The organism is Streptomyces sp. GbtcB6 (assembly GCF_019091475.1).
Classification (GTDB): domain Bacteria; phylum Actinomycetota; class Actinomycetes; order Streptomycetales; family Streptomycetaceae; genus Streptomyces; species Streptomyces hyaluromycini.
The window spans coordinates 63383-76119 of the sequence record NZ_JAGXJL010000043.1 but is presented as its reverse complement, the minus strand read 5'-3'; the positions used below and the strand labels follow the sequence as shown (position 1 = coordinate 76119).

Annotated in this window: 12 protein-coding genes; 3 read left to right on the top strand and 9 right to left on the bottom strand. The window is 72.4% G+C overall.

Annotation, left to right across the window (positions count from 1 at the left end):
- From KVT45_RS42950 to KVT45_RS42935, 4 genes are all read right to left on the bottom strand, one after another.
- The coding region (locus KVT45_RS42950) for an MFS transporter (protein ID WP_217554949.1) at positions 1 to 1029 on the bottom strand (1029 nt) is incomplete at its 3' end.
- 404 nt (positions 1030 to 1433) lie between these two features.
- A complete protein-coding gene (locus tag KVT45_RS42945) occupies positions 1434 to 2336 on the bottom strand; it encodes a LysR family transcriptional regulator (protein WP_217554947.1) in 903 nt (300 codons plus the stop codon).
- 82 nt (positions 2337 to 2418) lie between these two features.
- The gene (locus tag KVT45_RS42940) at positions 2419 to 4122 is read right to left on the bottom strand and encodes an NAD-dependent malic enzyme (protein ID WP_217554946.1); all 1704 of its coding nucleotides are present in this window, start codon (positions 4120 to 4122) and stop codon (positions 2419 to 2421) included.
- A gap of 329 nt (positions 4123 to 4451) precedes the next feature.
- On the bottom strand, positions 4452 to 4928 hold the full coding sequence (locus tag KVT45_RS42935) for a MarR family winged helix-turn-helix transcriptional regulator (protein ID WP_254648175.1): 477 nt from the start codon (positions 4926 to 4928) through the stop codon (positions 4452 to 4454).
- 289 nt (positions 4929 to 5217) lie between these two features.
- Between KVT45_RS42935 and KVT45_RS42930 the strand changes: the two genes are divergently transcribed.
- From KVT45_RS42930 to KVT45_RS42920, 3 genes are all read left to right on the top strand, one after another.
- The gene (locus KVT45_RS42930; protein ID WP_217554944.1) at positions 5218 to 6318 is read left to right on the top strand and encodes an MBL fold metallo-hydrolase; all 1101 of its coding nucleotides are present in this window, start codon (positions 5218 to 5220) and stop codon (positions 6316 to 6318) included.
- A 154-nt stretch (positions 6319 to 6472) separates the two neighbouring features.
- Positions 6473 to 7174 (top strand): SDR family NAD(P)-dependent oxidoreductase, encoded by a 702-nt coding sequence (locus tag KVT45_RS42925; protein ID WP_217554942.1) that lies wholly within the window; start codon positions 6473 to 6475, stop codon positions 7172 to 7174.
- A 94-nt stretch (positions 7175 to 7268) separates the two neighbouring features.
- On the top strand, positions 7269 to 7685 hold the full coding sequence (locus KVT45_RS42920; RefSeq protein ID WP_217554940.1) for a nuclear transport factor 2 family protein: 417 nt from the start codon (positions 7269 to 7271) through the stop codon (positions 7683 to 7685).
- A 224-nt stretch (positions 7686 to 7909) separates the two neighbouring features.
- Here KVT45_RS42920 and KVT45_RS42915 read toward each other — a convergent pair whose 3' ends face one another.
- From KVT45_RS42915 to KVT45_RS42895, 5 genes are all read right to left on the bottom strand, one after another.
- Positions 7910 to 8605: a response regulator transcription factor gene (locus tag KVT45_RS42915; RefSeq protein ID WP_217554953.1), complete on the bottom strand. Its 696-nt coding sequence runs from the start codon at positions 8603 to 8605 to the stop codon at positions 7910 to 7912.
- Between the two features lie 130 nt (positions 8606 to 8735).
- Complete coding sequence (locus KVT45_RS42910; RefSeq protein ID WP_217554939.1) at positions 8736 to 9395, bottom strand: response regulator transcription factor; 660 nt, start codon at positions 9393 to 9395, stop codon at positions 8736 to 8738.
- Positions 9392 to 10762 (bottom strand): sensor histidine kinase, encoded by a 1371-nt coding sequence (locus KVT45_RS42905; protein WP_217554938.1) that lies wholly within the window; start codon positions 10760 to 10762, stop codon positions 9392 to 9394. The genes KVT45_RS42910 and KVT45_RS42905 overlap by 4 nt, the downstream gene beginning before the upstream one ends.
- A 97-nt stretch (positions 10763 to 10859) precedes the next feature.
- The gene (locus KVT45_RS42900) at positions 10860 to 11684 is read right to left on the bottom strand and encodes an ABC transporter permease (RefSeq protein WP_217554937.1); all 825 of its coding nucleotides are present in this window, start codon (positions 11682 to 11684) and stop codon (positions 10860 to 10862) included.
- Positions 11684 to 12613 (bottom strand): ABC transporter ATP-binding protein, encoded by a 930-nt coding sequence (locus KVT45_RS42895; protein ID WP_217554936.1) that lies wholly within the window; start codon positions 12611 to 12613, stop codon positions 11684 to 11686. The genes KVT45_RS42900 and KVT45_RS42895 overlap by 1 nt, the downstream gene beginning before the upstream one ends.
- Between the last annotated feature and the right edge of the window lie 124 nt (positions 12614 to 12737).

The following is a 12737-nucleotide window of genomic DNA, read 5'->3' as shown; positions in this document are numbered from 1 at the left end:
ACCCGGTCGCGGTGACCGGTGAACGACCAGCGGGAACAGTGCGAAGGCGTAGGCGCCCACGGCCACCGCGCCCGCCATGACCACCGGACGCCGGCCCCGCCGGTCGGACAGCGCCGACCAGCCGATGATGCCGGCCACCGCCAGCGTGGAGGACACCGCCAGGCTGTTGAGCACCGTCTGCCGGGGGAAGCCGCCCTGCACCGCGTAGGAAATGAGGTACGTGGTCACCGTGCCCTGGAAGACGAACGCGGACAGGCCGACCCCGATGCCCAGCAGCAGCACCCGGGGGTGATGGCGCAGCACGTCCCACAGAGGGAGCGACCGGCGTGGCGCCGACGCCTGCGTCTTCTGCTCCTTCTCCGCCCGGGTGAACACCGGAGTCTCGGTGACCCGCACCCGGATGAACAGGCCTATTGCCAGCAGCACCACGCTGAGCAGGAAGGGGATGCGCCAGCCCCAGGAGAGGAAGGCGTCCTCGCCGACCGCGGCGGACGTCGCCGACATGGCCACCGTGGAGACCGCCATGCCGAAGGGGGCCCCGGCGTTGGTGAAGCTCGCCCACAGCCCGCGCCGTCCGGTCGCGTGCTCGGCGGACAGGAGCACGGCGCCGCCCCACTCGCCGCCCACCGCCACGCCCTGGACGATGCGCAGGAGCAGCAGGCAGACCGGTGCCAGCGTGCCGGCCTGGCCGTATGTGGGCAGGACGCCGATGAGGAAGCTGGCGACACCCATGAGGGACATCGTCACCACGAGCATCCGCTTGCGGCCGAGCCGGTCCCCGAAGTGCCCGAAGACGATTCCGCCCAGTGGCCTGGCCAGGTAGCCGGTGGCGAAGGTGGTGAAGCTGGCGAGGGTGGCGGCCGTGGGGCTGAGGTCGGAGAAGAAGACGTGCGGGAACACCACCGCCGCGGCGGTGGAGTACAGCAGGAAGTCGTAGTACTCGATGACGCTTCCCAAGAAGCTGGAGGTCACCGCCCGGCGCAGTTGTCCGGGTGCGTGTGTCGTCTGGTGGGGAGAGGCGGCCTGCATGTCGTGAGCTCCCTTGCCGGCGCTGAGGTGGATCAGCCCGAAGCGGATGTGACATCGGTGGCGGGTGACGGGAGTGCCCGTCGTGCGCGGGGGCTCGCAGCGCGGAGCGGCGAGGGACTGGCGTCGGCCTCCTGACGGCCGACCCCGGAATGTGGGGCATATTTTTTGCCCGCGTCGAGATTCTGACCAACATTGGTCGACTCGTCTACCCTCCGGGCGAGACGTTCGAAGACGACGACGAACGGACCGCACCCCCCTCGGCCGCCCGCACCCGCCTCGGCCGCCGGGACCGCTCCGCTCCGGGCGTCGCCGGGGGAGTCTCGGGCGAGGAAGCAGCCGTTGGTGGTGAGACGGCGCCGGCGATACGGGCGCGCCGGTTCCGGTATCGGTGCAACCGTGTTCCGTCAGGGCTGGGCCGCGGTGTTCAGGGCGTGGTCCATGAAGCGGCGGGAGGCCGGGGGCAGGGTGCGGGAGGCCGGCCAGGCGATGCCGATGTCCCGGACGGCCTGCACGTCGGTGAGCCTGAGGTAGCGGACGGGGAGGTCCGGGTTGCTCTCCGCATCCGTGGTGGCGTCCGGCGCGGCCGGGATCAGGGAGACGCCGAGACCGGACGCGACCAGGCCGCGCAGGGTCTCCACCTCCTCGCCCTCGAAACCGACGAGGGGGCTGAACCCGGCCTGGCGGCACAGGGTCTCGGTGACGCTGCGCAGGCCGTAGCCGGGCTTGAGCACGATGAACTGCTCGTCCGCGACCTCGGCCAGCCGGACGCGCCGGCGCTGTGCGAGGCGGTGGCGGGCCGGGACGGCGAGCCAGAGGGGCTCGACCAGGAGCCGGCGCCAGGTGATCAGCGGGTGGCCGGGGTCCCTGCCGGTGATGATCAGGTCCGCGGTGGCGTCCAGGAGGTGCTGGGCGAGGCCGTTCTCGTCCGCCTGGTGCAGTTCGAACCGGACGGCGGCGAAGCGCTGCCGGAACCCGGTGACCAGCCTCGGTACGAGCCAGGTGCCCAGGGTGTGCAGGAAGGCCAGCGAGACCACGCCCGCGTCGGGGTCGACGACCTCGGCCACGGCCCGCCGCCCCCGGTCGTAACTGTCGAGCACGGAGTCGACGTACTCCTTGAACACCCGCCCGGCCGGGGTGAGCCGCAGCACCCGGCCGACCCGCTGGAGGAGTTCCGCGCCGACCTCGCTCTCCAGCCGGTTCAGGGCCCGGGAGAGGGCGGGCTGGGTGATGTGGGCGGCGGCCGCGGCCTCTGTGACCGTCATGCCCTCGGCCACGGCCTGGAAGGAACGGAGCACCTGGAGATCCATGCCCCCATTCTCGTGCCGCATGGGACGGGCCGTATCAAGGCGCCGGGGGCATGGACGACTCCCGGGGCGATGTCCCGGCCGGTCAGACGGCCTTGACCGGCGGGTACACCGGCTGCCACATGGCGGCCCTGACCTGCTTCTCGACGGAGTCGTCGACGGTCGTGCCGGCCACCCCGTCGGCGGCCGCGGCACGGGCCACCGCCACCGCGACCGCCACCGAGGTCTCGCGCAGCTGGTCGGTGAGGGGCAGGATCGGCGCGCCGGGGCCGTCGGTGTCCGTCTGGCCGGCGACGGCGTGCGCGGCCGCGACCAGCATGCCGTCGGTGACCCGGGTGGCCCGGGCGACGATCGCGCCCAGCCCGAGGCCGGGGAAGACCAGCGCGTTGTTGGCCTGCCCGATCAGGTAGCGGACCCCGTCCTGCTCGACCGGGCGGAACGGGCTGCCGGTGGCGATCAGGGCCCGGCCGTCGGTCCAGGCCAGCAGGTCGGCGGGGACCGCCTCGGCCAGGTCCGTCGGGTTGGACATCGGCAGGATGATCGGGCGCTCGGTGTGGGCGGCCATCGTGCGGACGATCTCCTCGGTGAAGGAGCCGCCCTGCCCGGAGGTGCCGATCAGGACCGTCGGCCGGACCCGCTCGACCACCTCGGCCAGCGCGATGCCGCCCACCTGCTCGTCCCGCCGCCAGTCGGCGACCTCGGCGGCCGGGCGGGCGTAGCGGACCTGGAAGTCGCGCAGGTCCTGCTGGTCCTCGGTGAGCAGGCCGTAGCGGTCGACGCCGAAGATGCGGGCGGTGGCCTCCTCGGCGGTCAGCCCGTCGGCGGCCATGGCGTCCCGCAGCTGGTCGGCGATGCCGATGCCGGCGGTGCCCGCGCCGAAGATCACCACCCGGTGGTCGCGCAGCGGAGTCCCGCTGGCCTTCACCCCGGAGAGCACGGCGGCGAGGTTGACGGCGCCGGTGCCCTGGACGTCGTCGTTGAAGGTGAACTCGGTCGGGCGGTAACGCTCCAGGATGCGGCGGGCGTTGGCGGGACCGAAGTCCTCCCAGTGCAGCAGGGCGTTCGGGAAGAGCCGGCGGGCGGTGGTGACGTAGGCGTCGATGAAGGCGTCGTACGTCTCCCGGTCCACGCGCGGGTGCCGGTTGCCGAGGTAGAGCGGGTTGTCGAGGAGTTCCTGCCGGTTGGTGCCGACGTCCAGCATCACCGCCAGGGTGCGGTTCGGGTCGATGCCCGCCGCGGCGGTGTAGACGGCGAGCTTGCCCACCGAGATGTCGATGCCGCCCACGCCCCAGTCGCCGATGCCGAGGATCGCCTCGCCGTCCGTGGCGACGATCAGGTCGACGTCGTCGGGGCCCAGACCGGAGGCCGTCAGCGCGCCCTCGATCTCCTCCGGGGTGTGCACCGACAGGTACACGCCGGCCGGGCGCCGGTACTCGTTGCTGTAGCGCTGGATCGCCTTGCCGACGGTGGGGGTGTAGACGATGGGCAGCATCTCGTCGAGGTGGTCGCAGAGCAGGCGGTAGAAGAGCACCTGGTTGCGGTCGTGCAGCGCGGTCAGGTTGACGTTCTTGGCCAGATCGGTCGGCTGCGCCGCGTACTGCCGGTACGCCCGCTCCGCCTGCTGCTCCAGGGTCAGCACCGCCGGCGGCACCAGGCCCACCAGGCCCAGCATCCGCCGCTCCTCCGGGGTGAAGGCGGTGCCCCGGTTGAGGCGGGGCTGGGAGAGCACGGCACGGCCGCGGGCGGTGGTCTCGATGCGCCCCTCTTCGGCATTCCACTGGGTCGTCATGATCGGCTCCTTGCCGTTTCCGTATCGCTTCCAGGATCGCGTCCGGGACGCTCCGAGTCGCTTCCGGGGAACTGGTGATGCCGGCAAGCCTCGGCCGTCGGACATGCATGCGTCCAATGCCTGGAACGCGGGTAATCCATGAGCCCCGCGCATGGGTGGCGGATCACCTGGGTGTTTCGCGGATTCCTGGCGGCGGACCACGGCCCTTCTGTGGCGCGCATCGCAGTCGTCGCCTCGCTGGCTCCCTGCCTCTCCGCCCTTCCGCCGCTACGCCGCTCCGGCCCTGTCGGCCGTCGCCGCCGGCACCGGGTGGCCGGGTTCGTCGTCGGTCAGCCGCGGCGGGCGGTGGCGTAGGCGCGTTCGAGTTCCGCGACCGTGCTGAGGAAGTCGGCACCCTTCAGCCGGTGCAGGGTCTCGGTGGCGAGGCGGTCGAGCGTGGTCCAGAGGTCGGCGAGCGGCTCACGGAGCGCCTCGCCGCCGGCGGCGAGCGAGACGATGAAGGCCCGGCGGTCGTGCTCGGCGCGGGCCCGGGCGACCAGGCCGGCGTCCTCCATGCGGCGGATCGACCGCGAGACCGTGGAGTGGTCCAGTCCGACCGCCTGCTGCAACTCGGCCTGGGTCTGGCCGTCCCGGTCGAAGAGCCGCATCAGGATCAGTTCCTGGCCCGGGTGCAGGCCGAGCTTCAGGAGGAGTTCGGCGCCGTAACCGTGCAGTTCGCGGGAGAGCGCGAAGAGCCCGAAGCTGACCGGGGCGCGCTCGACGAGGCTGGGCCGAGGCATCACCGGGTCGGGCTTCGCGGCTGGCATGGCGCTCCTCTTCTGACGGGCGGTGGTGGGCGACGGCGGGCGGCGGTGGGCGGAAACTCGCCGCCCGGCTGCTTCCGGGGCTGGGAATACCTTAGTCGCAGCGGGTGTTGAAGGCCGGTTCTCCGGCGGACTGCCAAGGGTCTGCGCATGTCCGGGGTCGCACTGCACCCGGAAACAAGTTGCTTGCTTAGGCAAGCTATTCGGGGCTACGGTAATCGCGTTGCGCCGGGCGGGAGCCGATGGGGCGGATCGCCCTGGCCTGCCCGGAACCGTTCCGAAAGGAATCGACATGTCATCCAGCTCCGCATCCGGAAGCGACCGCCGTTCGTTCCTCGCCAGAGTCGCCGCGGCCACCGCAGTGCCGGCGGCCGCGGCCCTGGTCGCCGGGGGCACCGCGACGACGGCCTCGGCGGCCACCGCGCACGCCTCGGCCGCCGGATCCTCCGATGCCGGTCTGCCGGACTACGCGCCGGTGCCCGCGGGCTCCCTCGGCCCGGCGGTGAACAGCCAGGGCTACTACGTGGGCCGCGTCCAGCGCAATCTCTACTGGGTGACCGACGGCGACTACCAGGCCGCCTTCCTCACCACCCGGGTCGGGGTCGTGCTGTTCGACGCCCCGCCGACCATCGGCCACAACCTGCAGCGCGCGATCGACGAGATCGCCGCCGCCAACGGCACCAGCAACAAGGTCACCCACATAGTCCACTCGCACCACCACTCCGACCACGTCGGCGCGTCCGGGCTCTTCGGGCGCCATGTGGTCCGGATCGGGCACGAGGAGAACCGCCGGCTGCTGCTGCGCGACAACAACCCGAACAAGCCCGCGCCCGACGTAACCTTCGCCGACCGCTACACCCTGCACGTCGGCGGCGAGCGGGTCGAACTCGCGCACCACGGCAGCAACCACGCGCCGGACAACATCTACATCCGGTTCCCGCACCACGACACGCTGATGCTGGTCGACATCAACATCCCGGGCTGGGCCCCGTTCGGCGCGCTCAACTACAGCGAGGACATCCAGGGTTACCTCGCCGCCCCGGCCAAGGCGCTGTCGTACCCCTGGAAGCACCACATCGCCGGTCACATGGGGCGGCTCGGCACCCGGGCCGACGTCACCGTGCACCAGCAGTACATCGACGACCTGACCACGTCGATCAAGCAGGCCCTCGGGACCGTCGACTACGGCGTCTACGCGGCGAAGTACGGCAACAACATCTGGGCCGTCGTCAAGACCTGGCTCGACGAGGTCTGCCGGCAGGCGGCGGCCCCGGTCGCGGCCAAGTACACCGGCACGCTCGCCGCGGCCGACGTCTTCACCGAGAGCAGCGCCTTCTCGCTGGTGGAGTCCCTCCGGCTGGACCTGGGCCTGGGCAGCGCCATCCACGACTGACAGGGTTTCGTGTCTCCAGATTGTTGCTTACGCGAGCAATAAAGACGGCCGGTGCGGTACGTCGACGGCAGGGGCAGCCGCCGACGTACCGCACCGGCGCATGCGCCGCCCGCACCCTCCCCCGCCCCACCCCCACCATCGTCAGGAGCACTTGATGTCTGAAACCCCCACCACCCCCAGGGTCGCCGTCGTCGTGGGCGGGGCCGGGGCCATCGGCGGCGCCATCGTGCGCGAGCTGACCGGGCGCGGCCATGTCGTACGGGTCCTGGACCGCGCCGGCGACATCGTCTGCGACCTGGCCGACGCCGAGGACGTACGGGCGGGCGCGCGCCGCGTGCTGGCCGAGAACGGGCGGTGCGACGTGCTGGTGCACGCGGCCGCCGCCACCGATCTGATGGACGTGGAGACCGTCGACCTGGACGCCTGGCGCCGGGTCCAGGCGGTCAACGTCGAGTCCGCGGTGCTGCTCGCCCAGGCGTTCATGCCGGGGATGCGAGAGCGCGGCTTCGGCCGGATCGTGCACATCGTCTCCGACACCTTCTGGAAGCCGCCGAGCCCGGATCTGCTGGCGTACGTGACCAGCAAGGGCGCGCTGATCGGCCTCACCCGGTCGCTCGCCGCCTCGCTCGGGCAGTACGGGATCGCGGTGACCGGAGTGGCGCCCGGGCTGACCCGGACCGCGTCCACCGCCTACCAGCCGGACGCCGCCTTCGAGGCCTCGCGGGCCGGGCAGGCGCTGCCCCGCGCGCTGACACCCGAGGACGTGTCGGCGGCGGTCGGCTTCCTGGCGAGCGACGCCGCCGAGGCGCTGGCCGGCCAGATCCTGACCGTGGACGGCGGCGGCCTGTTCACGTGAACCGTGGACCGCTTGACTTATGTGGCCGGCCAAGTAATTATGTGGCTAGCCACATTAATGCGTGGCCCACTCCGTATCACGATGGGAACGAACCATGAGCGAGACCCTTACCGCCGCCGACCTGGTGCGGCGCAGCCTCGACATCTTCCTCTCCAAGGACATGAAGGCCTGGGCGGACCAGTGCGACGAGAACGTCGTCGTCGAGTTCCCCTTCGCCCCCGAGGGCAGCCCCACCCGGCTGGAGGGCCGGGCGGCCGTCTACGAGTACCTGAAGGGCTACCCCGACCTCATCGACGTGCACCGGATCACGTCGGCGACCATCCACGCCACCGACGACCCTGATGTGGCCGTCGCCGACTGGAGCGTCACCGGCCGGGTGCTGGCCAACGGGAACCCGTACGACATGAGTTACGCGACGTTCGTGACGTTCAAGGACGGCAAGATCGTCAAGTACCGCGAGTACTGGAACCCGTTGGCGTTCATCAAGGCGCTGGGCGGCGAGAGCTTCTGAGCGTTCCGCTTGAAGTGCCGCGATCTGCCGTCTGCCGTCTGCCGTCTGCGGCGCCGTCGTGGCTGGTCGCGCCCACGCGGCGGAGCCGCATATCGGTAGGGCCCCGCGCCCCTTCGGGGTCGCTGCCGAACCGCTGCCGTCTGCGGCGCCGTCGTGGCTGGTCGCGCCCACGCGGCGGAGCCGCATATCGGTAAGGCCCCGCGCCCCTTTGGGGGCGCTGTCGCTCAGGCCGCCGGTCGGATCAGGCCCGACTCGTAGGCGAAGGTCACCGCCTGTACCCGGGCCCGGGCGCCGATCTTCGCGAGGACGTTGCTGACGTGGGTCTTCACGGTGGTCGGCGCGATGGACAGCCACTGCGCGATCTCGGCGTTGGTCCAGCCGGCGGCCACGGCGATCAGGACGTCGCGCTCGCGCTCGGTGAGGGTGCCGAGTCCCGAGGTGCGGGGGAGGGGGCGGACGGTGTGCTGCTGGCGGACGGCGTCGATGAGCGCGCGGGTCAGACCGGGCGTGATGACGGCGTCGCCGGCGGCCACCACCCGGATGGCGGCGGTCAGTTCGGCCGGGTCGGCGTCGTCGAGCAGGAAGCCGCCGGCGCCCGCCCGCAGGGCCGCCCAGGCGTCCGCCTCCTGCTCGGCCGCGGTCAGCACCAGGACCCGGGAGACGGCCGCCTCGCCGGTGAAGCCGGGGGTGCGGGTCCGGGCGGCCGGGCGGGCGATGCGCCGGATGGTGTCGATCGCGTCCGCCCGGGCGAGGTGGCTGTCCATCAGGACGACGTCGGGGCGGAGCGCGGCGCTCGCACGGATCGCCTCGTCCCCGTCCGCCGCCTCCCCGACGACCGTCAGGCCGGGCTCGGCGGTGAGGAGCATGCGCAGGGCGAGGCGCTGGAGGGATTGGTCGTTGACGACGAGTACGGAGACCATGCCTGTCTTCTCCATGCGAGGTCCGTTCCGTGAACGAAACAGTTTCGTTCACATGCTACGCCTGGAGACGCCGCACCGGGAGAGGGGGGTCCGACTGCTTGCCGGGCCGGTGCCGGGAGCGGCGGTCCGCCTACTTGGCGCGGACCAGTCCGGCGTCGTACGCCGTGATCACGGCCTGGATCCGGTCGCGCGCCCCGATCTTCGCGAGGACCCGGCCGACGTGCTTCTTGACGGTCGACTCGGTGAGGACGAGGCGCTCGGCGATCTCGGTGTTGTTCCAGCCCAGGCCGATGGCGACCAGGACCTCGCGCTCGCGGTCGGTCAGCGAGCGCAGCCGGGGGTCCTCGACGGCGGCGGTGGGCGCCAGCACCCGGTGGGCGTAGGCGTCCAGGAGGCGCCGGGTCAGCGAGGGGGCCACCACGGCGTCGCCGCTCGCCACCGCGTGGATGGCCGCGACCAGCTCCTCCGGACGGGCGTCCTTGAGCAGGAAGCCGCTGGCCCCGGCGCGCAGCCCGTCGTACGCGTACTCGTCGAGGTCGAAGGTGGTCACGATGAGGACGCGGGTACGGCCGCCGGTGGCGACGATCCGCCGGGTCGCCTCCAGCCCGTCCATGCCGGGCATCCGGATGTCCATGAGGACGACGTCGGGCCGCAGTTCGGCGGCGAGCCGCACGGCCGCCGCGCCGTGCTCGGCCTCACCGACCGGCTCCAGACCGGGGGTGCCCTCCAGCAGCATCCGCACACCCATCCGCTGGAGCGGCTGGTCGTCGGCGATCAGTACGGTCGTCACAACTGCTCTCCCGGAGCCGGCGCGGTAGGGGGTGCGGGCGGGGCCGAGGGCACGTCGAGGACGACGTCGACCAGCCAGCCGGGGCAGCCCTCGCGCGGCCCGGCGACGACCGTGCCGCCGTACATCGCGGCCCGCTGCCGGATGCCGACCAGGCCGTGACCTGCGGTGTCGTCGGACGGCTCCGGCTCCGGTGCCGTGCCGGTGTCCGCGACCTCGACCCGTACCTCGCCCGGCGTGACGGCCACCGTCACCTCGGCGGACGCGCCCGGACCCGCGTGCTTGAGGGTGTTGGTCAGCGACTCCTGGACGATCCGGTAGACGGTGAGCTGGACACCGTCGCCCAGCGCGTCCGGGTCGCCCATCGTCCGGTACGTCACCGGCAGTCCCGCCGCCCGGACCCGGGCCAGCAGCGGGTCCAGGTCCCCGATCCCCGGCTGCGGCGCGAGCGGCCGCTCCTCGTCGGCGCCCTCGCGGAGCACGCCGAGGACCCGGCGCAGTTCGCTCATCGCCTGCCGGCCGGTGTCGCCGAGGATCCGCAGGGCGTCCGCGGACCGCTCGCCCCGGTTGCCGGCGAGGACCGCCGCGCCGTCGGCGACGCTGACCATCACGGAGAGGTTGTGGCCGACGATGTCGTGCATCTCCCTCGCGACCCGGGAGCGCTCCGCGGCCGCGGTGAGCCGTACCCGCTGCTCCTGCTCGATCTCCAGCTGCCGGGCGCGGTCCTCCAGGGCCGCCAGATAGAGCCCCCGGATCCGGACGGTCAGGCCGACGGCGACCGCCGCGGTCAGCGAGCCCAGCAGGAAGAAGGTGCCGAGCAGCGGATGGTCGATCGGCGCCAGGACGTTGGCAGCCAGGGCCAGCGCAACGACGCTCAGCCCGACCGACCAGCCCAGCACGCGCAGGGAGCCGTTGCGGGCCAGGGTGTAGAGGGCGACGAGCGTGGCGGTGCCGGCCCGCAGCCAGAGCCCCGCCGACCACTCGACCAGGTTCACGGCGAGGATCGTGAAGTACACGACGGCCGGGGCCCGACGGCGCCACCACAGCGGAAGGACCAGCGCGGCGATGAAGGCGCACAGGACGCCGGTCGGCAGCGTGTCCGGGGCGGTCGTGTGCGCGAAGGGGGAGTTGTGGTCGACCATCAGCAGGTCGGGCAGGCTGACCAGCAGCATGAACAGCACCAGCGCGGTGTCCAGCAGCCACGGATGCCGCCGGTCCAGCTGCCGCCGGCGGCTGCGGTCGCGCAGCATCCGGCCCAGCAGCGGATGCGCCCAGGCGTGCGCCCAGGCCGCGTCGAACCTGGGGGACGGCGCGTCGGCCGTCCCCCGGGCGGTGTCCCCGGCGGCTGCCGCGCGGTGCGGCGGACTCATGCCGACCATTGTCCTCGGGTCCGGTGTCCTCGGGGCTGGTGCCCTCGGGGTCGGGGGTGTCCGGTGCGTCCGGCGCATCCGCTGCGTCCGCCCCGGCTCAGACGTCGGTCCTGGCCAGCCGGTACGCCGCCGCGGCCAGGGTCAGCGCCACCCAGCCGGCGAAGACGGCGAGGCCCGCCCCGGACGAGAGGGCGTCGGAGGACTGGTGCAGGGCGTACACCGCCTGGCCCGCGTTGCTCGGGAAGTAGGGGCTGAGGGTGTCCTGCCAGGAGTTGGGCAGCAGCGTGGCCAGCCCGGGCAGGATGAGCAGGATGCCGACCAGTGACGCGATGGCCCCGGCGGAGTTGCGCAGCAGCACACCCAGGGCCACGCCGAAGACGGCGACCAGACCGAGGTAGAGGCCGGCCCCGGCCAGGCTGCGCAGCACCCCGTCGTCGCCGAGCGACAGGGAGATCTTCTCGCCGTCCAGACCGGGCGAGCCCAGCCCGAACGCGGCCAGCGCACCGAGCGTGGTGAGGACCAGGGCGATCGGACCGAGCACGGCGGCCTTCGCCCACAGCACCGGGAGGCGGCGCGGGACGGCGGTGAGCGTGGAGCGGATCATGCCGGTGCTGTACTCGCCCGCCGACAGCAGCACCCCGAGCACGCCCACGGCCAGCGACGCGAAGGTCACACCGGTCAGGGCCAGGCTGACCGCGTCGCTCGCGCCGCTGCTCCGGCCGGGCGGGCCGCCCGGCGTGGTGCCCGCGCTGTAGGTGTAGCTGGCGATCGTCCCGAACAGGACCAGCAGGAAAACGGCGACCGCGAGGGTGATCCAACTGGAGCGCAGCGACCAGAACTTGGCCCACTCCGAGCGCAGCACCCGGCGGCCGGTCACCTTGTACGGCGTCGGGCGGGCGGTGGCGATGCTGGTGACGGTCATCAGGCGGCCTTTCGCGCGGTGCCGGCCGGAGCGCTCTGGTACTCGACCACGTCCCGGGTGAGGTCCATGAACGCCGTCTCCAGGGAGACGGCCTGCGGGGTGAGTTCGTACAGCGGTACGCCGTGCTGGGCGGCGATCGTCCCGATCTCCCGGGCGTCCCGGCCCCCGACCAGCAGCTCCTCGGCGGACGAGGAGGTGATCGTGACGTCGGGTCCGGCCAGCAGCGAGCGCAGCTTCGCGGGCTCGCCGGTGACGACCTTCACGCCACCGCCGCCCGCCTCCCGGGTGAAGTCCTCGACCGTGGTGTCCGCGAGCAGCCTGCCCCGACCGATGATCACCAGATGGTCGGCGATCAGCGCGGTCTCGCTCATCAGGTGCGAGGAGAGCATCACGGCCCGCCCCTCGTCGGCCAGTTGACGCAGCAGGTTGCGGACCCAGAGCACGCCCTCGGGGTCGAGGCCGTTGACCGGTTCGTCGAGCATCACGATCGCCGGGTCGCCGAGCAGCGCCGAGGCGATGCCGAGCCGCTGGCCCATGCCGAGCGAGAAGGCGCCGACCCGCTTGCCGGCCACGCTGGTGAGCCCGGCCAGCTCGATGACCTCGTCGACGCGGCTGCGCGCGATGCCGTGCGTGTACGCGAGCGCCAGGAGGTGGTTGACCGCGCTGCGCCCCGGGTGGACGGACTTGGCCTCCAGGAGGCTGCCGATCTCGTGCAGGGGCGCGGGGTGCCCGGCGTAGGAACGGCCGTTGACGGTGACCGAGCCGTGGGTGGGGGCGTCCAGGCCGACGATCATCCGCATGGTCGTGGACTTGCCCGCGCCGTTGGGGCCGAGGAAGCCGGTCACCTCGCCGGGCTTCACGGTGAAGCTCAGACGGTCGACGACGGTCTTGTCGCCGTACCGCTTTGTCAGTTCGCGCGCTTCGATCATGGAGCTGGGCCTTCCTGCCTCGCACTGGGCCGCGGCCGGACTCGTCGCGGTGTCTGCTGTCGAAGGTAGGAGCGGGACGGCCCCGGGCCCTGGGACCCCGGGGGAATCTTCGGCGGGCGACTGG